The sequence below is a fragment of the Chelativorans multitrophicus genome, from assembly GCF_011317445.1.
In the GTDB taxonomy this organism is placed as follows: domain Bacteria; phylum Pseudomonadota; class Alphaproteobacteria; order Rhizobiales; family Rhizobiaceae; genus Chelativorans; species Chelativorans multitrophicus.
In genome coordinates, this window is record NZ_JAAAPL010000005.1 from 25,997 (window position 1) to 47,579 (window position 21,583).

Below are 21,583 nucleotides of genomic sequence, written 5' to 3' on the forward strand. Positions count from 1 at the left end.
TCATGACCCAGGCGGTGACCGTCCGGCGCGACGGCGATACCTTTCAGGCGCGTCTTTTCTGGTGGCACGCTGCCCGCCTGCTCGATCCCGAAAGCCCGGTCATGCGGGTCGGCTTCGAGACCGGGCCGAAGAGCTTCGATGATATCTGGGTCGAGTATGACCCGGCACGGACGGCGGTCGACCAATACGGCGACCCGCTGCGCCGCGAGCACATGCAATGTAAATGGCATGTGACGCCTGACAGCTATGGGTACGCGCATCTCATTGATCCGGAATTTATCAACGCCAATGCGCGCTCCCTCCTGCAGAGGGCACGCGAGGCGCAGCTCGCCTATGCCCCCGAGGGGAGTGGCGTCAGGTTCAAGCTGGTGACCAATTGGCGTCTTGATCGTAACGATCCGCTGCGCGAGATGGTGGGCAACCGCTCCGGCGCAATGCGGCTCGAGCGGCTCTATGGCTCCGTGACGGACAACAGCAAGGCGGGCGCCGTGCGCAAGGCTTGGCGGGAGCACCTCGGCATTGACGAAGCAGAGCTTCGGCTCCTGGCGCGCACACTCGCCTTCGGCGAGGCCACGGACACGCTCGATGCTCTCCGCGATCACCTGGACATCCTCTTCGGCCTGGTCGGGTTGCATCGAATACCCGCGTACCAGAGCGTGTTTCCTTACGACGATCTTGTCTTTCAATGGATGGCGCAAGGGCGCCTCGAGTTTGATCGTGCCGGCTTCCGCACGGTCTGCGCGCGCGAGAATCTGCTCGGCCCAGCCCAAGGCGGACCACGCGTTTATGGTGTGAAGTCGTTCGAGCACGCCTTTGATCGGCTCGAGGAGCGCTGTCACGCCGTCCTCGACCTGATCCCGTCCTTTGACGAACGCTACATCCGCAGTGATAGCGATTGGGAGACCACGCTGTACCCGACGCTCCGGTCTTTCCTTCTCGCGGCGGCTAAGGATCAGCCGCGACTGCGACTTGCACTCGATGCTCACGTCACGCTCGCCTTCGCCGCGGGTTCGATTATCAACATCAAGTCCGGCCGCCAAGTCGAACTGGAGCAGCGGAGCACGGGCCGACGCATCTGGGCAGCCGACGATGTGATCTCCGATCCAAGCTGGCCAATCCTCGTCGCGGAAACCGTAGAGCTTCGTCCGGATCAGCCTGACTTTGCTGTCGCACTCGGCCTGACGCATGACGTTTCGGAAGACGTGCGCCGGTACTGCAACGCCAAGCTTCCCAACGTGGGACGGCTATTGATCTTGAAACCGAGTACCGGCTCCGGTGCCCAGTCGGTCGCTTGCGGTCGCCACGCATTTGAGCTCGCCGACGCGGCGACCAATGCTGCCCGTATCGCAAGGGTCGATCGCGCAGGCCTCGTGCACCTGTTCATCGCCGCGCCCAACGCTTTCACTTTCTTTCTTGGCCAGCGCCAGACGGTCCTCGGCTCAGTTCGCCTGTACGAATTCGATTTCGATGGCGCACGAGATCGGTCTTATACGCCAGCGCTCACGTTGCCATTGGGCTTTCCTCCGGCGAAGAACGCCTGAGAGGCGCTCCAAAACTTCCCTGGGAACGGTTGCCCACCCCAGGCCGGCACCTGCTCTAGCACCGCGCTCTCAGACTCCATAGAAAGCGGACATCGCTGCTACCGTGTTGGAGGTGGAGATCGCACCTGAAGCCCACCTACAACCACCTTGGCGACATGGCAGGCTGTGGCGTCACCCTCGATCAGATGCCAAGTCGAACTGACCTCTAAGGCCCTTAGTTTCAACCCACTTCAAGAAGCTGGCCGCCGCCTGCGACGCCATCGGTGCAAACTATGGGGGTCTGGGAGGCGATCGGAGGACAACTGGACGAGCTCGTCGACGAAGGTAGGCTCCCTGTGTCGAGGAGGCAGGTTCAACGAAACCATCCCGCATACGCGGGAAGCGGGAGGCGATGCCGAAACAGAAAATGACGCACCGGTCCGTCCCAGAGCAGCCGCAGGTGCCTAGGCGCTGATCAGCCATTGAGCCTTGGCGGCCCCGCCGCGCTGCGCGTAATCCAGGCCATAGACCATCAGGTCGGCGAGGTGTTGATCCACGGCTGCTCTCGATATACCTGGCTGCACGCCGAAGATCTCAAATGTCAGTCCGGTCGGAGGAGCGTTTTCAAGCGCCTGTTTCGTGGCGTCGAAATCACCTGATACAAAACGCGAAGGGTGGCGGTGATGACCCGGATTGATGCGATGTTGGACGTGCTGGATAAGCACTGCGGCATCGCAAAAAGCGATGGATTTCAGCATCTGGCCCGACACTTCATAGAGATCGCCGACGCGCCCGCCAGAAGGCGCGCCGCCCGCGGCTTTGCAATGATAGAGCCTGACGACAACGGAGCCGTCCGGGTTTTGCACGAACGCAATATAGTCGGCTGCTTCTCCGCTGCGGTGGTCATAGACGAGCGCGACGAGGCCGGCTGTCGCCCTGAGATACCGCTCCAGCCACTGGTGGACGGTCAGTCGTCCATCCGGCTGGTCAGGCCCGAACTCCATGTCGATTTTGCAGTTGTCCCAGGCGAGAGCCTCGGCATCGCCATCGCGAAGCTGCGTGACGACATTGGCTGCTGCGGCAATAAGATTGACACCCAGGAATGACGACTTGTCGGCCGCGTAAAAGACCGGAGGATGATGGGATAGCCACGACGCCAGGTCCGTCCACTCGTCATAGCCTGTGACGATGTCGATATCGCGTGCCCCGACTTTCGTGAACAAGGCTCCGCCACCAAGGTTGAAGCGGAAGCTTTCGCTGAAGGTATCGGAGACAACATCGAAGGTCATAGTCGAACGGGCTGCATTTACCTGGAAATTGGCGAGCTCGAGATCGGTGACGATTCTGTAAGTCCAAGGTGCGCCGGCTCCGGCTCTCCACCGGACGCGCGGCGCAAGGCGATAAGCTTGCTTGTGCCAGCCGGCGGCAATGATGTGCTCCGGCAGCTGGCGCAAGGTTCGCGCGTGCTGGATGATGTCTAATTGTGATGCTGCGATCCCACCGCCGCCCCCAAGCCTTCCGTTCAGCTCGGTGATCCACTCGATGTATTCCGCGACTGTGAGGCGTTGGTTAGACCAGATACGCGAGCTGCTGCTGGCGCCGATTGTTTCACGTACATCGTCCTCCCCCACGCCGCTTCCGAAGAAGTGACCTTGCGAATAGGCACGTGCATCACCAGTGGTAATTGCGCGCTCCGCCGCCGGTCCAGTCATCACGCGATAAGATTCGGCCTGGGAGTTTACGGCTGTGTTCTTCAGGCCGACATTGTAGAACCTAAGGCTGTTCAGCCCACTTAAGGCACGGCGCGTGCGCTCGTAGCTGATCGGCCGATGCTCGTCGGGCAGCGCCGTCTGGATGAGGTCGAGATAGATGCGGGCCGTTCGACGCGTCGAGCCGATGTAACACAGGCGCGATGCCTGATTATACGCCAACAGGAATGCGTCATGGCGCACGTTCACCAGAACATCGGAGGTTGCCCAGTTGGGAGGCGAGGTGTCTACGGTCAGAAGCAGGGTCACCAGCCCGTCATCTGATGTCCAGTGCTTGGCCACTCTCAGGTTCCGACCAATGACGTCTCCAAAAAGCAAGAAGTCCGGCTGGCGCTGACACTCGAAGATTTGCGCATGCGCATAGAGTTCCAGCAGGAGAGGGGTCACGGAATCGTAGTCGGAGTCGGCCTGCTTGCTGATCTTGAGAAAATCCAAAACCTCTCGGTCGGCTTCGGCTTCCGCGATCTGCGCGCGCGCGACCTCATCGATCATCTCCGCGATGTCGACGCCTTCCTTGAACAGCTTGACTGAGGCTTCTTTCAGTCGCGAGAGTGGCGCAACGAGCGTTGCATCGCCAGTCGCGGCATCGTTCGTACGCGCGAAGCGGCCTATGAACTGCAGAGTAGGAACAAGGGACCGGTGCGGTGCGTGGAGCGCTGCGATCTTTAGTTTGGGGAAGTCATAGCCCTCCCCAAACATGTCGACACAGACTACGCCATCGATTTCGCCGGCGAGAAGCTCGGCCTCCGCCTTGTCCTGTGTACGCTTCGACGCATGGCTGTCGATCGCCCTTACCCGTGCGCCGGCCTCTTCATAGACGGCTACCAGCTGCCTTGCAGAGACAATTGTCGCAGCACGTGCAAAGATGCGATGATCAAATCCAGCTGCCTGGTCAGCTCGTAATTGGGCAACGGCCGTGCGTGCAACAGACCGATCAATCTCGTCATCGTCGTTAGCGTTGCGAACTGGCGCCGACGTGAATTTCACCCGCCCGAACGCGGCTTCCTTCGATGCTTTCAACACCGGATACCAATACGCCATGCGACCCGGTATGACCTTTCGGTCGCGGCGGAAAGGCGTTGCTGTCAGGAAGACAAAACGCGCCTGGGGATAGTGCTCAAGGAAGGCTGCCCACGTGTCGGCTGGCGCGTGATGAGCTTCATCGAAGATGATCAGATCGAAGAGGTCGGGCGCGGCTCCCGGGGCGACTGCGGGTGAAAGACTTTGAGGCGTTGAAATGACAACGTCCTGTACGGCGATCATCGTCCACGCGTCGGCATCGGAGGGCGCACCTTTTTGACCGAGCACCGCGGGGTTGGGAGTAGCTGCCGCAATGACGCCGAGGCGACGAAGGACGGATAGTTCCTTGAAGTGGCTGGTCGTCTGCTGCCGCAAGGCGTCGGATGGCTCCACGACTAACACTCGCTTCGCCCGCAACAAAAACGGCAGAGCCATTAGGAGCGCTGTTTTCCCGTAGCCCGTCGGCAAGGAAAGGATCGCTGGCTCATCGTAAACGGAAAAATGCGCCAACACGGAGTGCAATGCCCCCAGCTGACCGGGGCGAAATCCGGTGTTAGGCGCGCCGATCAGATTCAGTGCAAGATCATTATCGACAAAGTATGGCATCTAGTCCCCCAACCTGCATTGCACGATGATTCCGGCGTCTTTTGCAAGTATCCATGCTTGGTGCCCGACAAAGTTCAAAGTGCTCGGGAGGTTAGCGATGCTAGATTAGGGAGCGGCACATCGAGAACGCCAATCCGAAGGGCTCTGACAGTGACTGGGACACACTGCATCCTGTTGAGCAGGAGGACACATATCCGCTGTCGAAACGGTTGGCGTTCTGGTCGCCGCGTGAGTTTCACGAGGTCTGCTGTCAGTTCCGATTGTTGCGCGGGGTCACTGCGGCGAAGGTCGCGGCGCCAACTTCACCCGGCTCGACGCTCGTGATGTCGGGCTCGAGCGACGTGCGGTTTTCCGCCCGCCCGCAATCATGCTGAAAGATCCGCACATACAGCGGAGAATTGCGCACGGCTCGCTCATCAACGTTTGAGCCGAGAGCGAACAGAATCGTTCGCACAGACGAAGTGCCGCTCAAGTCTGGCTACCGCCCTCGGTCAATTCAATCGATCTTCCGAGGGGCATGCTCCCTTTGCGGTTTGATCGCGCAGCCCCCACTGCGACCTCGACCCAAGTGAATATTGTGGATCGCCACCGGCTGCGGGAAACACCAGCGCATTATGCGAATATATTGTCGTCCCAAGAGGAGCGGGCCATGACAAAAAACATCGTCATCTTTTCCGACGGTACCGGTCAGGAAGGCGGCATCCGGGTCGAGCAGCGCCTGAGCAACATCTACAAGATGTATCGCGTTTGCAGGGTAAGTCCCGAAACGAACATCAATCCTCGCGAACAGGTGGCGTTCTATGATCCTGGTCTTGGGACCGAAACAACGGCCACCGGCTTCACGAGTGTAGTGCGTTGGGTGCAAAAGACGTTGGCTTCCGTGTCCGGCCGCGGGATAACGACCAACATCGTCGATTGCTACGAATTTCTGATTAATCACTACGAACCTGGCGACAGGATTTTTTTGTTCGGCTTCAGCAGGGGAGCCTACACGGTACGGAGCGTGGCGAACTTGCTGATGCTTTGCGGGATTCCCAGCCGCGATGGGGATCAACCGTTAGCCCGCTTCAGGAAGGCCGTCCGTGATATCGCGAGCAGTGCGGTTCACAACGTACTGGAGCACGGGGCAGGGCACCCGCGTGCGAAGTTTGAGGACGAAAGGCTGGAGCTCGCACGTAGGTTTCGTGCTCGATACGGCGCCGATCATGAATCCGGCGAACCCCACCGCTCAAACGCGTCACCATACTTTATCGGCGTGTTTGACACGGTAGCGGCTCTTGGCGTCAAAGGTCCGCTGGCGATCGGCATCAAGATATTCCTAGCTGCCGGCGCTGCTCTGCTCGCAGCGGCACTCGCGTTTGTGCCTGCGGTTGTAGTGGCCGGTGTTCTTTCCTTTTTCGGCTTCGCCTTCTGGTGCTCGATGCTGGCATTGGTCGGGCTGGCAGCGGTCGCTGGCGGTGTTCTGATTACTTGGCAACAGCGCAGATCGATCAGAAAAGTCATACGCGACTTCCCCCACCCCGGCGACAAATCCTCTCATCTTGCCGAGTGGAAAGGAGAACATTTCGACCGCCTGCTCAGCCGATTTGTGGGATATGCGCGTTCTGCGAACGCCATCGATGAAACGAGAGAAGACTTCGCTCGAGTGGGTTGGGGCCCAACCAGGGAGATGCCAGAAGAGCGGAATGGCGTCCGAACGTTCAAACAGTTGTGGTTCGCCGGCAATCACTCCGATATCGGCGGCAGCTATCCGGAAAGTGAATCTCGACTCTCGGACATTGCCTTGCAATGGATGATCGAAGAGGCGCTGGAAGTGCCCGACGGCCTTAAGATCGGACCAGTGATTGTTGACGGCAAACGTCTGCCGCAGACGTCTGAAGACGGGACACCCCTTCACCTCTTCCCGAGAGCCGATGGCCTGCAGCATTGTGAGGTCGCGGGCATGCAGGATGTCCTGGAGGCTCGCATCCCCCGCTGGCTGCGCCGGTTCACCAGCGGCCTCGGATGGAAGACCAATATCCGGGAAATTAATCCCGAGGCTCCCGTCCATCCTACCGTAGAAGAGCGGTTCCAACTCACGCAGGTTCCCCAATGCGCTGGATCCGGACCCTACCGCCCTGAAGCCTTGCGGAATCATGAGAAGTTTCGCGCCTACTATTAATAGAATATCCGTTGTCCATCGGAAGTGTTCCGCCGGGGCTCTCCTCTTCAATAGCCCATCTTGCGTCCAATCCCTGGCGTAGTGCGTCCACTTGACTGGGTTGGACGATGAGCTATCCTCTTCACGTGCTTTGAGAAAAGGCGGCGCCGGGCACCTCGCTTAGCCGCATGATAACCGACGACAGGCTGGCCTAGTACGTCGAAGATAAAAAGAAACAGCACCAGCTCAAGCTGGCCGCGCTGCCGACATAGCTCCTCAAACAAGACAGCGGCTGCCGACTACGATGGCATTCGGCCCTAGAAACATGTGGAGAAGATCATGCGGTTTGCATTGGTAGACAGCGTGCGGTCGGAAGCGTCGCCAGGGTCAATTGGTTACTGTCCTGGATGCTCGGAGCCGATGACTGCGAAGTGTGGGACGCGAAAGATCTGGCATTGGGCGCATCGCAGCAGGAGAACCTGCGATCCATGGTGGGAACCTGAGACCGTATGGCATCGTATGTGGAAGAGCCATTTTGCTTCGGGCTGGCAGGAAGCGATTCAGCTTGACGACGCAGGAGAGAAACACATAGCGGATGTGAGGACCGAGAGTGGCCTGGTTATCGAATTCCAGCACTCACATCTCCCTGAAAAGGAACGGTCAGCGCGCGAGGCCTTTTATCAAAATATGGTTTGGGTTGTGGATGGAACGCGCCTGAAAAGAGATCGCCCACGATTTCTCAGTGGACGCACGCTTCTTAGACCGACGTGGTTGAAGGGCGTTTTTGTTACTCAGAGGCCACAGGAGTGCTTCCCGGCTGGGTGGCTTAACTGCACAATGCCGGTCTTTTTCGATCGTGAGGCTATCGAACAGTCCGGCACAAAGCTCGCTACGCTTTGGTGCTTGCTGCCTGAGCGGGCCGAAGGACAGGCTGTCATCGCGGCAGTTTCGCGGCCCGCCTTTCTTCGGGCAGCTCGGGAGAGGCCCCAAATCATTCCTAGCCGAACGATAGTGGAAACGATTGCTGCCGGCTTGAGGCGTGAACGAATGATCGCTGAACTAAACGCCAGACGGCGGTTCTACGGACTTCCTCTAGGCCAGAATGGAAGGTCTAAACGCTTCGGCCGCCGTCGGCGACCAAGGTATTAAACCGCAACGTTTGCACGGCCGTTGGTCACGATCGCGTAGAGGGAATGTACCGCAGCTGTTGTGGTTCTGTTCACCGTGTGTTTGCCCAAAGTCGCATAAGAGGCAATTTGGAAGTTCCGTTGTGATGTCCGGAAATATTTGGCATTTCACGGGGTTTACCAGTCCGGAATTATGGGACGCTGTTGGTTGGCCTATTAGATTGAAAACAGGAGGGTTTTCTGGCTGAGGGTAGGGCTTTCCGATCTTAAGAACGGGTTTACCAATGGCCTCAATGACAGCTAATTCTGGATTGGCATTAAGCGATTGGATTTGCGCAGAATATAGGCGCCCTTGTTGGTCAACCCGCTCACGGTCGTCAACAGATTGGTCAACCAAGATCGACAGGATTGGTAAACCGGAGCAGCCCCATCAACGAAGGTCCAGCTCTGCGCTTTCACTTTCGAGGCTTCCTCAGGCTGCGTGGCGATGCAAGGTGTGGTTGTCACGACAGATACAACTCCAGCTGCTAACCGGTGGTTTCCGTTCCGCTGCTCGGGACTAGCGCAGGATGTCCAGGAAAGAGTTCGTGCCACTCAACCTGCTCGCCAAGCGGGCAGGAATCTCTCGGCAGGCAGTTTGGAAGGCCTGCCAGCGTGGCAACTGGCGAGGACACTCCCCGGAGGTGCGCGTTGTCCGGGGGAAGGGCGGCAACGCGGGCAAGCAGTATCTCGTCAACTCGACTTCCCTCCCACTCGAGTTGCAGCTCCGTCTAAAGCCCATTGAAATGCCGGTTCAAAACCGTCCGAAGCCGACTGCATGCCGAGGCCGGCGCGACCGAGCGGATAAAGGAAAGAAACGTGTCGTCATCAGCCGGCAGTGGGATGCTTTGGTACCCTTTGACTCTATCACCAAGGCCAGGATTGCAGAGGACCTAAAACAGGAAATCCGAGGCCTTCTGGCGCAGCTTGGGGACACGTCAAGATCTTGGCGCGCAACTTCTTGGTCGAGACAACCAGGTCATGGAAGTTCCGCCCCAATAATCTGGCGAGTTTCGAGCAAATTTGTTCGATCCCGTGGACGCTCGTTTCGGAAGAGCTGCATTATCGGAAGGCCCACCAGTTTCGAACGAACCGCAAAGCTTACGAGGACAGCCGCCCACGCGGGCGGCGCTCCATCGAAGGCATGCGCCCGATGGAATTGGTCGTCGGAGACGTGCACCCGATTGACATCCACCTGACGCGGGCGGACGGCTCGGTCTGTACTGCGAAGCTGATCGGGTTCCTCGATTGGGCGACTGGCCGCGTCTGGTGTGATTTGATCGCATTCGACACGCGCGGCGGCGTCAACAACCGTGATGTGATCGAAGTATTTGCGGCCATGGTGGAACATCCAGCCTTTGGCCTACCTGAAGCCCTCTACATCGATAATGGCAGGGAATACGGGTTCGCGACGTACCTGGATGACGCCATGACACTGACGGTCCCCGGGTGCCATGGGCCAGGTCGCTCGATGCGAGTTATCAACGCCTTGCCCTACAACGCCCCGGCAAAGCCAATCGAACGTTGGTTCGGTGACTTCGAGTCCCGCTATCTGAGCACGCTGCCTGGCTGGATTGCCGGCAACCGTATGAACAAGCGCCAAGAGGCGATCGGCCGGACGGTTGCGCCATATGGCACCTTCGAAGATTTCGTTCCGGCGTTCTTCGGTCTCCTGAAGGCCTATCACAGCGTGCCCACGGGAAAGCAGAGCGGCCTCAAGGGGCTCTCCCCCAACACCACTTTTCAACAGCACGTTACTGCCGGCTGGTCAGCGATCACCATGAGCCGGGATGAGGTCCGAGCGGCTGTAGCGCGCCGTGTCGAGCGCACCGTGATCCAAGGCGCGTTCCAGATCCGTGGGCGTCGGTGGTCCTGCGAAGAGTTGTGGCAGTACATGCACGATAAGGTGCTGGTCTGCGAGCCTGTCTATCATGCGCCGGCCGAGCTGCTTGTGCTGGACATGAAGGGCAACAGGCTCGGGATCGCAACCGCCGACGTCGCACTTCGTCCACTTGATCATCGTGGCTCCCAAAGCACGGCAGCACGAGCAAAGGCGCATCGCGATGCAATTGTGGAGATGGTTCGCTCAGTCCCGAAAATCGACGTTGCAGCTCGGCTGATAGCGCTTGGTCAGGCTCAACCTGACGTCATCCCCAACGAGCCGGCGGGCAAAGTGTCATTCGACCAGTCTCAGCGGCCGGCGCGGATCGTGATGCCGAAGAGGCCTTCGTCCTCCGAAGAGCGCCGACGCGAACAGGACGAGCGCATAGCCGCTCAGATGGATTTGGCCAAGAGGATCGTCGGATGACGTTTATCGAAACCGGCGCCGCGCTCACGGTGCGGGCTGCATTCGATACGGCGGTCAAGATGCGATATCCGGTGCTTGCGGTCGGCAAAGCCGGACTCGGAAAGACTGTAGCGCTCAACTGGATAGCCGCCCAAAGCGGAGCTGCCTATTGTGAGGTTGCGCAGCATACCAAGGCTATCAGGCCGATGTTCCTGATGCTGCACGACGCCTACGGCGTCCAAAAGGACAGCAAGCACACATACGATCTTGCGAAGGATTGCATGAACTTTTGGGCGCCCGATACGGCCCGACGCGCCCGTTGCTGGTGGACGAATATCAGAACTTCACACCCACTGTTTTGCGGGAGCTGCTGCATCTTCAGGAGCGCTGCGGCTTCGCTTTACTGCTCGCCGGCAACACTCATCGGTTAGCGGGCACGAGGCGTTATACCCACGCTGTGGATCAGATCGAAAGCCGTATCGGCATGCGTTTCGAGATCGGGCAGCCCACGCGGGAGGACTGCGTTAGGATCGGCGCGGAACACAACGTTGAGGGAGCCGACGCCTACGAAGCGATTGTTATCTATGGTGAGAACACCTCCCTTCGCGCGCTTTGCCACCTCCTCCAGAACTGCGCTGCCATTACCAACGGCGTTGGTAGCATTCGTCTTTCCCGGATCGAGACCACACTTCGTGTCATGTCGTGTGGCAGCGATGCGCTCAAGCTTTTGCACGAGCGCGGAGACGACCTCCGAAGATCGGCTTAATTCCGGACAGCGACAGTTAATTCTGAACGGCACATCAACGTCGACGTCCGCTTCGCACAGCCTATCCGGTCATTCCAATGGCTCCTGCCGTTGTCCAGAAACGGACATGTTTTGGGAGGAACGCCACGGGCCAAGGAGGCTGTTGAAAGCCTCGGTGCTGCCCTTGAAGTGACGCGAGGGCACGCCCAACTGTTTCGCAATCGATTTAATGGGGGGTTCATGGTCCGGAGAGTGACACCTTCACAGTTCCGCAGCATGATGCAGCAGCGCCAGAACAAGCTGAAGCAGGCGGTTCGAAAGTTCGAACAGGACATTGACTGCGCCCAACGCCAAGCGAAGGCAGCGCATGACAAATGGGTGCGTGACGTTAATCGCGAAATCGACCGGGCAAAACAGCACAACAAGCGGGTCGTTGCCGACCACAATCGGCGGGTCAGGCAGCGCAATCAGAACGCTGCGGCCGCGGTCAACAAGTACAAACAGGCGGTGCGCTCTCACAACGCTGCGGTCGAACGCGATCGTCAGCGCCGGATCTCCGCACTGAGGGCACTCAGTAGCCCGCGCTACATCGAGGTGCGGACCTCAACGTTTGATTTGAACGAGCGCTACGAGAGGGTCGAACGCACCGGTCTGAGCAGCGCCGATTTGCTGTCGCTGTCGGAACGGGAGGCTGAGAGCAGCGCAACTGTGGCCGAGGCTCTGGCCACTGACGCCCCTACGGCACCGCAACCCGAACAGGACTCCGGTATCCTCGAATACCTTGCAGGGTTCTCCCAAGACCTATGCGACCGCTGGAAAGGGGCATTGTACGCCCTCAACCCCATTAACCCGGATGCCGCCCGGCACTTCTGCACGAGCGTGCGCGAGATTTTCACGGAGATCCTCGACAAGTGGGCCGACAACGAGGACGTTCTTGAGGCCGACCCAAATGCTGAATTGACGCCCAACAAGACAGGTCCGTCGCGCCGCGCCAAAATCCGCTATTTGCTAAAGCAGAAGGGGGCAGATACTCCGGAAATGCTCGGCTTTGTTGAGCAGGACATTGAAGACATTCTCCAGCTCTTCCATGTTTTCAACGAGGCAACGCACGGCGCGGCGGGGAAGCACGGCTTGACCAAGCTTCAGCACATCCGCCAGCGCGTCGAGGGCGGCATCATGTTCCTTGCGGCGGTCGCGCTCTAGCAAGCCTTGCTGCGGCTTCGGATCTCTGAAACGTTGATCTCGAAGTCGACCATAGTACGGCGGAGGTGTGCGCACAGCAAATCTTTGCTCGGTCGCCCTGAGCCTACCTTCCCGGTACCGCGCCCAGGGCCGTCACTGGGATGTCGTTGGGAAGCCGCTGCAATGCAGTAAGGGCCTATGACCTCACCGGCCAAAAGGAGCCGGCGATCAGCAAGACGACGCCGATCGTTATCATCGTGTCCGCCATGTTGAAGGCCGGCCAGTGCCATCTTCCGACATGGAAATCGAGGAAATCGGTCACGGCACCTTGACTTATCCGGTCCACAATATTGCCCATCGCACCGCCGGCGATCAGGCCGAGACCAACCATCTCCAATGGCTTTGGCGTTCTCATAGCCCAGAGGAGAAGGCCGGCGACGATCACCATCTTGATTCCGGCGAGCATCAATGGGCGGTCGAGGAAGAGCTCACGGAACATTCCGAAACTGACACCCGTATTGAAACCGAGGGTCAGGTTGGAGAGAGGCGTAAGTGAATGATAATGCAAGACTATGATTCATTTTATCCTGTCGACAACCGATACTGAGCACCAAATGACCGAAGGCTTCAGATCGCTTCGGCTGCCAGCGCCAATCCGACGAGCAGCATGATGTTCATGCTCGTTCGGCCTTAGCCTACGATTTTGAGCAGCTCTTGTTCTGACCCCATCCTCGGGATGGATGCGACCGATCTGGGCACCGCAACTAGCCGCAGATTGCCATCAATCTGCATTATCGAGTATTTGAGCCATACCAACCAAGTCGAAAGTGCGCCTTCTGCCCGTGGTCTAATGGAGGAGGATCGGGGCAGATACGTAGCGATGACTTCTCGAGGGCAGATATGAGGAATGAGACGATTACGCGCCGAGCACTGTTGCTTGGCGGTTTGGCGCTGTCGAGCACCGGGTGCATGTCGACGATACAGGATGTGGTGCAGCCGGTGCCGGTCGCGCTCAACGCGGAGAACTACCGGGTGGATCCACGCTACCGAAAACAGCGCGTACCCTACGACGGTGGTGAGGCGCCTGGGACGATCGTCGTCAACACCTCGGAATTCTATCTCTATCATGTCGAAGAAGGCGGCTGGGCGATGCGTTACGGCGTCGGTGTCGGGGAGCAGGGGCTCACCCTTAAGGGCAAGGCGAAAATCGGCCGCAAGGCGGAATGGCCGTCATGGACGCCCACGGCGAACATGCTTCGGCGCAAGCCGCATCTGGTGCAGTATGCGGGCGGCGTCGAGGGAGGGCTGAACAATCCGCTCGGCGCGCGTGCTCTTTATCTCTATCGCGGCGGGCGCGACACCATGTTTCGGATACACGGCACTAACGAGCCCTGGTCGATAGGCAATGCTATGTCGAGCGGCTGCATTCGCTTGACGAACGACGACATCGTCGATCTCTATGAGCGCACTCCAGTGGGGGCGACCGTAGTGGTCATCTGACAGCGAATGGCTCTCAAGCGGCTCACCGGGGCGACGCCCGTGTCGAATCAACGTGGGCCTGAATGTAACCACGAACAGCGGCATCAAACCTCTTACTCTTGCCCCAGTGCCGCATCTGCCCGGTCCTGTCCCTCTTCGCGGGGCAACGTCTGATTTAGCTTTGGATCGTCGCTATGGCGCGTAACCGGCATTGTAGATAAACCCACGTCGCGCCAGGCACAGCAACCGGTCTGCCGATGCCAGAAGAAGAACCGAGCAAAGAGCGACATAAGGAGCGTTACCGAACCTGCGTCGATCTCGACCCGATCAGTGTACCGTGTTTTGTCGACCGCAATCCTCTCCACCGAAATCAAGTGGTCCCACCGTCTGACAAAAATCGCTGCGTCTGTTATCATGAAATCTGATCCGATCAGCTTCGGGCGGCCGATCGATATTGATGACCTGCCGGCCAATCGGAACGAAGCTGAAAGCAGCATCCGGACGTAATGGTTATTAGCTTTCCAAGCAGAATCCAGTGCCAAGGTCTTTGAGGGGATGAAGCGTATCAAAGGTCTGGCGACCTCGATAAGCAGGCGCGGTTTGTTGGCCTCCATCCAGACCCGGTCAGCGTCTGCGTCCAACATGATTGATCTGCAAATGGTTGATCATCGCAGATTTTTTCCAACCTGCCCGACTGGGCGCTTGGGCGAGAAGGGCTGCGGCACCTGACCGCACGCGGGATGCCGGCGGGCGAGCCGCCAGTCGTCCGGGACAGGGAAGGGGGCGACGAACTCGCCGCTTCCATGAGGCCGGACGATGCCGAACCGGGCGCAGAGGAAGAGGCGACCCTCGCCGACGAATTCGCTGCCATCGACACGGTCCTCGCGCGCTCGCGCCGTCCTTGACGGCGTTGCGGTCGCACGCCCAGCCCGGCCCAGAAGCGGCACCGGAGCGGGATCGTTGATCTACGACCCGGATTGGGATGAGGATGTCCGGCTTGAGGCATGGCGCGCCACGTTTGCCCGCGCCGCGGACCTTCCGCCGGTACTCGCGGCGGCGGTCCTTTGGGACGCCTGGGAAGGTATCGCTCCGCTGCAGCACCAGTCCTGGCTTGGTCCCCTGTTTGCCGAATGCATGCTGAGACAGCGCCGAAAGACAATTGCCCATCTGTTCAGCCTCAATGCGGGTTTGCGCGTCGTCGCCCACGAACGGCGACGTCACCGCGACAGGACGACGCGGTTGCTGACCTTCCTCGACGCGGTCTCGGAAGCGGCCGCGCTCGGCTTGAAGGAACACGATCGCCTGACCTTGGCGAGGAACAGATGCTGCGACGTCTCAAGGGGCGGCGTGGTCACTCAAAAACTGCCCTGGCTTATCGAATACGCAGTGTCGCGACCGCTCGTTTCGAGCGCAATGATCGAAAAGGAGTTGAAGGTGACGACAAGGGGGCGTTAAATCTCGTTGGCGGGCTCGGCCTGCGCGAGATGACGGGAAGGGGGAGGTTTCGGGCCTGGGGGATTTTGTGAGACGGCCGCAGGCACTTGGGAGTGTGGTGCGGGGATGTCCGACAAGAGGCCGGATGGCAGAAGAGCGCAGCACAAGACGGGAAGGCCGAGACCGTGGCGCCGAGGAAAGCTACGCGGCATCTGCCATTGAAAATCTCCAGGCGCAGCCATCGGGCCCGAAAGACCTCCCAATCGCAAGTGATCTCGATCACGAGGTGAAGTTGCTGGCAGAGCTGACTGGCCTATCGCCAGCAGAGGCCCGTCAGCTAATCGAGCAGGCTGGCACCTTTGCAGAGGCCCTGCGACAGCTCGGCAAAGATCCCGAAGTCATGCCGTCCCCAGACTGAGCTCGATAAGCCATGCTCGCAAGAAGGACTAGCGTGCAATTTCTCCTATTTATGCTTTCGGCTGCCATGACGACATTTGTCGGGGCGGACGCCTCTGCGGTGGAACGTCCAGCAGGCCCACCGGTAGGCGTCTATCTCTGGTATCCGAATGCCTCGGCAATGCCGACGGACCAGGATTGCGAGAAACTGGTGGCGGACATCCAGCCCTCAAGGTCGAAGGCTGAAGACTGGCTCTGGGGGCGGGTGCCCGAAGGGGATGATTCGCGCGAGGTGGAGTTCTATCTGTGGGACCGCATGGAGCCTACATTCGCCGCCGAGGGGGATTACGACTCCGGTTCGGTTGTCTGGGAATCGACGGCAACTGGGACGACGTCCTTCACGCTCACTCCGGATGATCATCCTGATACCTCGATCAGGGGAACTATCCGCACGTCTCCCGAGGGTAAGGTGCTCTCGGTGACCCTGAAGGGAATACCTCTGGACGGCGGAGCCGTGGACCGGACGACCTACTATTGCAGTTTCGACGACATCGGCGTGGAAACCTGACGCCGGCGGCGCTTGCCGCTACTGCGGACGCCTGAAGTCCTCGTGGCAGGAAGAGCATTGCCGGCCGACGTCAAGAAAAGGTGCGCGCAGGGATTCAAGACTCGCCGTCTGTGTTGCGGTCATCAACGCCTCAACGGCACGATCGAAACCAGCCATTGCGGCCGCAAACGCGTCGGGATGCTCCCAGATTGCCGGCAGAGCCCGGCTCGCGTGGTCGTTCTTGCCATTGGAGAACAGGTCTTGGGCTTGATGGCAAGTATGATGAAGGGAAGCGACCCGGGCCTTCGCATCGTCAGCGCTGAAGGGGCGCTTGCCATCAAGCATTTCCGCGAGTGCCTTCATGTCCTCGGCCATGGATTTCATTCCATGCATGCGCTCTGCGACGACGCCAGTCGCGCCTTCATGCGCCACCGAGCCGCCGCCGACCACCAGCCCTGCCAGCAGAACGAGTAGGACGGCAGCCCGTGGGGCAGTTCGTTTCATCGGCCTCAGACTTTCACCAACATCGCGGTGACGTACATGAAGCCGACGCCGATTGCGAGCCCGGCAAGAACCGGCGCGGTTCCGAGCGCCGCCGGTCCACTTCCGTTGCTGCGCATGAGAAGCATGCTCACCTCGACAATGACCTGGAGGATTGCGCCTGCGCCGATCGCAAGTGCGAGCGCCGACCAGTGCGGCGCGTAGGCGAGGCTGCCCAGCCAAATGCCGACGACGGCCGGTCCACCGGCGAGCAATGCCAAGGCGGCGAAAGTCAAAAGTGACGGCTTCGCCTTAAGCATGGGCGCTGCGATCCCGATGCCCTCCGTTATGTTATGAAGGGTGAATCCGATGACCAGAAACGTTCCCAGCCCGGCCGCTCCGGCAGCGAAGGCGGCGCCAATCGCCAATCCTTCTCCCAGATTATGCAAGCCGATGCCGAGTGCGATGTAAGCGGCAAGTGCAACACCGGTCGGGCGGCCCTGTCGTCTCGAAACGGCCATCAGGAGCAGGAAGCTTGCGGCCGCCGTCAATACGACCATCGCGCTGCCCTGGAAGATGGCCGCCGCCTGCGAGGCGAACTCGAAGGAATCCTCCAACGTGTCGACCGCAAGGAATCCGAGCAGGCCGACTGTCATCGCGAGCAGAAAATCCATCGTGGCGGGTCCTGCACCACGAAGCGCGGGGTAGAACATCAAGCCGACGACAACGGGCAGGATTCCGACAAAAGCCCCAAGGATCGCTTGTGAGACGAGGTTGCCGGAGGTCACGGTCGGGGTCGCCACCGCGACGGGGATCGAATGTCCGAAGGTTGCACCGGTGTTCGTCACGAACGTGACGAGATGCGCCTCTCCGACTACCCACGGAAATGGGACGCTCACCCAGGCCGTGTCGCCGTGAGCGATGGCCCCCGGAGGATCCTGGACGAATTCCCAATAGGCCGCGTCGACCTGGACTTGCGCGATCGTCATCGGCTCCGAGCCGCCGGCGCGGACCAGAAGCCGCAGCCCACTGTTGTCAAGGATCGTGCGCTCGATCGTCAAGGATTCGACAGGCGGTGCGCCGTTGTCGAAGCGAGCGAGCGGATTGGTGGCAACGAGCCACCAGATCGCGGCTGCCAGCACAGCTATCGGCAAGGCCAGCCATATGACGGCGAGCCGGCGTGTAGACTTCTGCGGTACGGCGCCAGTCTCGATCTGACGCGTCTGGAGGCGCTCGTTCATGACACGGCCTCAACAACGTCGAACATTCCCATCCACCCGAGTTCCGTGAACTCGGACTGGTGTGCGTGGAACATGTAGAGCCCAGGCTCGTGGTCAGCGAAGGTGAACTCAAGGATGCCCCGCTGCGCCTGGCACTGCATGATGACGTCGACCGTCTTCAGCGTGGGCGTGAGCGTGGTTCCCTGGTCGTAATAGTCAAAAAAGTTGGCGTGCAGGTGGAAGGAGTTGATCGGGTCGAATTCCGTGACATTCACGAGGAAGACGCGCACTGGCCGGGACTTTTCAATCCGGATCGGTTTCTTTGCATAGCAATGCGCGATCGTGTTGCAGGCATAGAACTCGTTCTCGCCGTCGAATGTCGTGTCGAAGGCGTTCATGACCATTGCCAGTTCCTGCCAGCGGGAGTTCTCCTGAGTGCCCAGTAGTCGCGAACGGGCGACGTCGGCGAACTCCGGATGCCGCTCCGGATCGGGGTCGACGACGAACAGGCCGTACATCCCCTTATGGATGTGGCGTGCCAGCGGCAGCGCATGGCAATGGTAGAGGTGACAACCGAAAGGCTTGGCGTCGAACTCGTAGACGAATTCCTCGCCGGGACCGATCAGCCCCGCACCGGGAACGCCATCCATGCGCGCCGCGTGAATTCCGTGGAAGTGCATGGAGTGCGGATGCGATCCGTTATTGCGGAAAACGATGCGGAGGCGCTCTCCTTCCACCGCCCTCAACGCCGGCCCCGGAACGCGGCCGTTGAACGTCCAGGCCGGGAACATTACGCCCGGAGCGATCTCAATTTCCTTGTCCTCGGCGATGACTTCGAAGGTCCGCAGCCGCCTTCCGTCAGGCAGCGTGGAGAGCGTTCCGCTTTCCCAGTCGGTCAGCATGGTGGTGGGGTCGAAACCGTTCCGGGCGTCATCGACCTCACCAACGGTAATCATAGAGCCGTGCGCCGCTCGGTGGGCCGGCACGCTGTCGGCGGTTGCCGCCGCAGTGGCGGAACCGTGGCCCGCTGGATGCGCCGACTGTCCTAAAGCAGAGCGGGCGCTGAGCGCTGCCCCGCTCGCGGCAAGTAGCCCGGCACCGAGAAATCCTCGACGTCCGCGATCGAAGGGCAGCCAGCGCTTCATGTTTGCTCCGCTTGGATGATAGCGACTGCAAAAAAGGAAAGCACAACATCTGAATTATAGCAAATGCTATTTCAATGATCGCGAGCGGAGCCACTCCCGTATTCTCGCTTGGATAATCCATAGCCGAGGCTATAATGCTTTCTGAGCGTTGTGAGGAACTGGATGGCGATGGACGAAAATGCGCCAAAGGAAGATGGGGCTGGCGTGCTCGTGGACGCTGCAACGCACGTCGAGAGCTTTAGGCAGACAAGGAGCAATCGACGGTTGGAGCTGGTCGAAGACTATGTCGAGCTGATCGCAGATCTGATCGACCATGGCGGCGAGGCCCGCCAGGTGGACATCGCCCATCGCTTGGGCGTCGCGCAGCCGACGGTGGCAAAGATGTTGAAGCGTCTGGCCGCTGACGGCTTTATCCAGCGGCGGCGTTACCGTGGAGCGTTCCTGACGGAGGCTGGCAAGGAATTGGCTCGCGTCAGCCGGGAACGCCACCAGGTGGTCGAATCGTTCCTTTGCGCACTTGGCATCAGCCCTGAAACCGCGCGCATCGATGCCGAAGGGATCGAGCACCACGTCAGCTCCGAAACTCTCGACGCCTTCCGGCGATTTCTCGGAGCGCGAAGCTGACTCAAACCCGGCAGGAGTTCGTCAAAGGCCGATTGGGCCTGACCGGGACGGTTTATTGGCTTCCTCGCGCACCTCGCGCGCCACATCGCGCAGAATCTCGATGCCTCCCTTAACCGCGATGGCTGCGACTGCGACGCCCACCAGGAGGTCGGGCCAGGCACGTCCGGTCCAAAGCACCAGGCCTCCTGCGAGGATGATGCCCGCGTTCGACACGAAGTCATTATAGCTAAAGGTCCGCGCCGCCCTGACATTGACGTCGCCTTTCGCGCGGTTCAGCAACCAGACACAGAGGGCATTCACCGCCGCCCCGACAACCGCCATCCCAATCATCGTGGGTCCGAGAGGCTCGCTGCCCGTGAGAAATCGCCGAACGGCATCGGCAATCACCGCCAACGCGAATAGCAGCAGCATCACGCCCGACACCCGGGCCGCGCCGTGCTTCCACGCTTCGCCCCGACCGAGCGCCAACAGGCTGAGAATGTAGACGAGGCTGTCGGAGGCGTTGTCGAGAGCGTTCGCTATCAGCGCGTTCGAATCGGCGAGAAGTCCGCCGATTCCGAAAGCCGCCACCAGACCGACATTGAGACCGAGCACGATCCAAAGCGTGCGGCGCTGTTGGTGCGTGTCTGGATCGGCATATCCAGTCATGCTGCCCGGTCTCGCATGAAATCGCGCCCAAACGCGAGCCGCCACATGCCCCACCAGGCGATCGGGGCGAGCGGCAGGACGCTTGCCATGCCGGGAAAGTACCCGTACGGGCCACCGGTGAAAAACGGAAAGACGAAGTGTACGAGCTCGGTGATTCCCATGGAAGCGAAAAACGTCCAGGCGAGGAAGTAGCCAAAGGCGTGCTCGCGTCCTACCAGCCACGGGATCAGCAGCCACATGCCTGCAAAGGCGTAAAGCAGTATGGCCAGCGGCGATCCTTCTACCGGCACGGGAACCCCGGTCAGCCGTGACAGCGCGGGAAAGAAATCGAGATAGCGCTCCTCGAGCTTGTGCAGAACGAACAGGGCCAGACAAAGGAAGTAAGGAACTCGAATGGCAGCGAAGGGGACTTCCGCGGGGATAAAGATCCATAAGAGCAGCCCGCCTAGGAAGCCGAGTGCAAACAACGCCATCGGAATAAAGCCGAGCAAAACGTACCCCAAGGCGACTACTGCCGCAGTGAACACCGCCGCCAAGGCAACGACGTTGGAGGATCTATGGTTCGTTCGGTCCATGTCCTTCCCTTCGCGAGAGACAAGCGCTTCGACAGTCTGATCCTCGTGGGGGGTGGCGAAGCTTCGCTCAGTGCTCGCTTTCGCAGAGGTCGTGATTGGCGAGCGCGCGGATCACGTAACAATTGCGGGCATTCTCGCCCATACAATGGCTCGAGATGCGTTCGAGTTCCTGTTCGAGACGCTTCAGTTTTTCGATTTTCTCGCGAACTGCCTGGAACTGCTCCGCCGCGATCCGGTTGGCTTGTTCGCAGGGGCGATCAGGATGGATGCTGAGTTCCAGAAGCTCCCGGATAGATTCGATCGTGAGGCCGAGATCGCGAGCATGCTTGATAAACGACAGACGGTCGCGCTCCTCGCGGCTGTAGCGTCGCTGGTTGCCTTCGGATCGCTCCGCGGGCGCCATCAAACCCATGTGTTCATAATAGCGGATGGTCGGCACCTTCACGCGGGACAAATCTCCAATCGTGAGCATGATCGATACTCCGATCCTCTGGCGACTAAAGCATAGGATGGGAGACCGGCGCAGATGATCAGAGCTGACGCGATAAAGTTGCCATGGCCTTGGCGATGAAGTAGGTACATTTCACAGGAAACTCCAGC

General features: G+C 59.8%; 22 protein-coding genes and 1 pseudogene. 12 read left to right on the forward strand and 11 right to left on the reverse strand.

The genetic code is table 11. The features are described 5' to 3' along the window. Positions 1 to 2 precede the first annotated feature (2 nt). A complete protein-coding gene (locus GNP00_RS19690; protein WP_011578848.1) occupies positions 3 to 1,541 on the forward strand; it encodes an SAVED domain-containing protein in 1,539 nt (512 codons plus the stop codon). Between the two features lie 443 nt (positions 1,542 to 1,984). On the opposite strand, the gene GNP00_RS19695 is transcribed toward GNP00_RS19690, so the two are convergent. Next, positions 1,985 to 4,915, reverse strand: a complete 2,931-nt coding sequence (locus tag GNP00_RS19695) for a DEAD/DEAH box helicase (RefSeq protein ID WP_011578849.1) — start codon at positions 4,913 to 4,915, stop codon at positions 1,985 to 1,987. Between the two features lie 250 nt (positions 4,916 to 5,165). Beyond that, on the reverse strand, positions 5,166 to 5,321 hold the full coding sequence (locus tag GNP00_RS19700) for a hypothetical protein (protein WP_157037972.1): 156 nt from the start codon (positions 5,319 to 5,321) through the stop codon (positions 5,166 to 5,168). A gap of 243 nt (positions 5,322 to 5,564) precedes the next feature. On the opposite strand from GNP00_RS19700, the gene GNP00_RS19705 reads away from it, so the two are divergent. The 4 genes from GNP00_RS19705 (at position 5,565) to GNP00_RS19720 (ending at position 10,939) form a co-directional block, all read left to right on the forward strand. Next, entirely contained in the window at positions 5,565 to 7,076 is a 1,512-nt protein-coding gene (locus tag GNP00_RS19705) for a DUF2235 domain-containing protein (protein WP_011578850.1), read from the forward strand. Between the two features lie 318 nt (positions 7,077 to 7,394). Beyond that, the gene (locus GNP00_RS19710) at positions 7,395 to 8,204 is read left to right on the forward strand and encodes a competence protein CoiA (RefSeq protein WP_157037973.1); all 810 of its coding nucleotides are present in this window, start codon (positions 7,395 to 7,397) and stop codon (positions 8,202 to 8,204) included. A gap of 963 nt (positions 8,205 to 9,167) precedes the next feature. Further along, positions 9,168 to 10,529, forward strand: a complete 1,362-nt coding sequence (locus GNP00_RS19715) for a hypothetical protein (RefSeq protein WP_041544195.1) — start codon at positions 9,168 to 9,170, stop codon at positions 10,527 to 10,529. Further along, positions 10,526 to 10,939 (forward strand): TniB family NTP-binding protein, encoded by a 414-nt coding sequence (locus GNP00_RS19720; RefSeq protein WP_157037974.1) that lies wholly within the window; start codon positions 10,526 to 10,528, stop codon positions 10,937 to 10,939. The genes GNP00_RS19715 and GNP00_RS19720 overlap by 4 nt, the downstream gene beginning before the upstream one ends. Here GNP00_RS19720 and GNP00_RS19725 read toward each other — a convergent pair. Continuing rightward, positions 10,936 to 11,241, reverse strand: a complete 306-nt coding sequence (locus GNP00_RS19725) for a hypothetical protein (RefSeq protein ID WP_157037975.1) — start codon at positions 11,239 to 11,241, stop codon at positions 10,936 to 10,938. The genes GNP00_RS19720 and GNP00_RS19725 overlap by 4 nt on opposite strands. Before the next feature lie 264 nt (positions 11,242 to 11,505). Between GNP00_RS19725 and GNP00_RS19730 the strand changes: the two genes are divergently transcribed. Next, positions 11,506 to 12,456, forward strand: a complete 951-nt coding sequence (locus GNP00_RS19730; RefSeq protein ID WP_343037190.1) for a pPIWI-associating nuclease domain-containing protein — start codon at positions 11,506 to 11,508, stop codon at positions 12,454 to 12,456. A 175-nt stretch (positions 12,457 to 12,631) separates the two neighbouring features. On the opposite strand, the gene lspA is transcribed toward GNP00_RS19730, so the two are convergent. Next, the gene (gene lspA, locus GNP00_RS19735; RefSeq protein ID WP_011578854.1) at positions 12,632 to 13,003 is read right to left on the reverse strand and encodes a signal peptidase II; all 372 of its coding nucleotides are present in this window, start codon (positions 13,001 to 13,003) and stop codon (positions 12,632 to 12,634) included. 332 nt (positions 13,004 to 13,335) lie between these two features. Between lspA and GNP00_RS19740 the strand changes: the two genes are divergently transcribed. Continuing rightward, positions 13,336 to 13,935: a L,D-transpeptidase gene (locus GNP00_RS19740; RefSeq protein ID WP_011578855.1), complete on the forward strand. Its 600-nt coding sequence runs from the start codon at positions 13,336 to 13,338 to the stop codon at positions 13,933 to 13,935. Between the two features lie 92 nt (positions 13,936 to 14,027). On the opposite strand, the gene GNP00_RS19745 is transcribed toward GNP00_RS19740, so the two are convergent. Further along, a complete protein-coding gene (locus GNP00_RS19745; protein WP_011578856.1) occupies positions 14,028 to 14,558 on the reverse strand; it encodes a hypothetical protein in 531 nt (176 codons plus the stop codon). Between the two features lie 96 nt (positions 14,559 to 14,654). On the opposite strand from GNP00_RS19745, the gene GNP00_RS23455 reads away from it, so the two are divergent. The 4 genes and pseudogenes from GNP00_RS23455 (at position 14,655) to GNP00_RS19760 (ending at position 16,312) form a co-directional block, all read left to right on the forward strand. Next, the gene (locus GNP00_RS23455; RefSeq protein ID WP_246259407.1) at positions 14,655 to 14,819 is read left to right on the forward strand and encodes a hypothetical protein; all 165 of its coding nucleotides are present in this window, start codon (positions 14,655 to 14,657) and stop codon (positions 14,817 to 14,819) included. A gap of 55 nt (positions 14,820 to 14,874) precedes the next feature. Continuing rightward, a pseudogene (locus tag GNP00_RS19750) lies at positions 14,875 to 15,440 on the forward strand (RHE_PE00001 family protein). Positions 15,441 to 15,493: 53 nt separating this feature from the next. Further along, entirely contained in the window at positions 15,494 to 15,766 is a 273-nt protein-coding gene (locus tag GNP00_RS19755) for a hypothetical protein (protein WP_041544197.1), read from the forward strand. A 33-nt stretch (positions 15,767 to 15,799) separates the two neighbouring features. Then, on the forward strand, positions 15,800 to 16,312 hold the full coding sequence (locus tag GNP00_RS19760) for a hypothetical protein (protein WP_011578859.1): 513 nt from the start codon (positions 15,800 to 15,802) through the stop codon (positions 16,310 to 16,312). A gap of 18 nt (positions 16,313 to 16,330) precedes the next feature. On the opposite strand, the gene GNP00_RS19765 is transcribed toward GNP00_RS19760, so the two are convergent. From GNP00_RS19765 to GNP00_RS19775, 3 genes are read right to left on the reverse strand one after another with little or no spacing between them, the layout of a single operon-like run. Beyond that, positions 16,331 to 16,795: a c-type cytochrome gene (locus GNP00_RS19765; protein WP_011578860.1), complete on the reverse strand. Its 465-nt coding sequence runs from the start codon at positions 16,793 to 16,795 to the stop codon at positions 16,331 to 16,333. A gap of 5 nt (positions 16,796 to 16,800) precedes the next feature. Then, complete coding sequence (locus GNP00_RS19770) at positions 16,801 to 18,012, reverse strand: ZIP family metal transporter (RefSeq protein ID WP_011578861.1); 1,212 nt, start codon at positions 18,010 to 18,012, stop codon at positions 16,801 to 16,803. Next, entirely contained in the window at positions 18,009 to 19,136 is a 1,128-nt protein-coding gene (locus GNP00_RS19775) for a multicopper oxidase domain-containing protein (protein WP_011578862.1), read from the reverse strand. The genes GNP00_RS19770 and GNP00_RS19775 overlap by 4 nt, the downstream gene beginning before the upstream one ends. Positions 19,137 to 19,298: 162 nt before the next feature. On the opposite strand from GNP00_RS19775, the gene mntR reads away from it, so the two are divergent. Then, positions 19,299 to 19,760, forward strand: a complete 462-nt coding sequence (gene mntR, locus GNP00_RS19780; RefSeq protein WP_011578863.1) for a manganese-binding transcriptional regulator MntR — start codon at positions 19,299 to 19,301, stop codon at positions 19,758 to 19,760. Positions 19,761 to 19,781: 21 nt separating this feature from the next. On the opposite strand, the gene GNP00_RS19785 is transcribed toward mntR, so the two are convergent. The 3 genes from GNP00_RS19785 to GNP00_RS19795 form a co-directional block, all read right to left on the reverse strand. Beyond that, positions 19,782 to 20,408, reverse strand: coding sequence for a cation diffusion facilitator family transporter (locus tag GNP00_RS19785; protein WP_011578864.1), 627 nt, complete (start codon positions 20,406 to 20,408; stop codon positions 19,782 to 19,784). After that, on the reverse strand, positions 20,405 to 20,899 hold the full coding sequence (locus GNP00_RS19790) for a hypothetical protein (protein ID WP_246259405.1): 495 nt from the start codon (positions 20,897 to 20,899) through the stop codon (positions 20,405 to 20,407). The genes GNP00_RS19785 and GNP00_RS19790 overlap by 4 nt, the downstream gene beginning before the upstream one ends. A 151-nt stretch (positions 20,900 to 21,050) precedes the next feature. Then, a complete protein-coding gene (locus GNP00_RS19795; RefSeq protein ID WP_011578866.1) occupies positions 21,051 to 21,455 on the reverse strand; it encodes a MerR family transcriptional regulator in 405 nt (134 codons plus the stop codon). Positions 21,456 to 21,583: the final 128 nt, after the last annotated feature.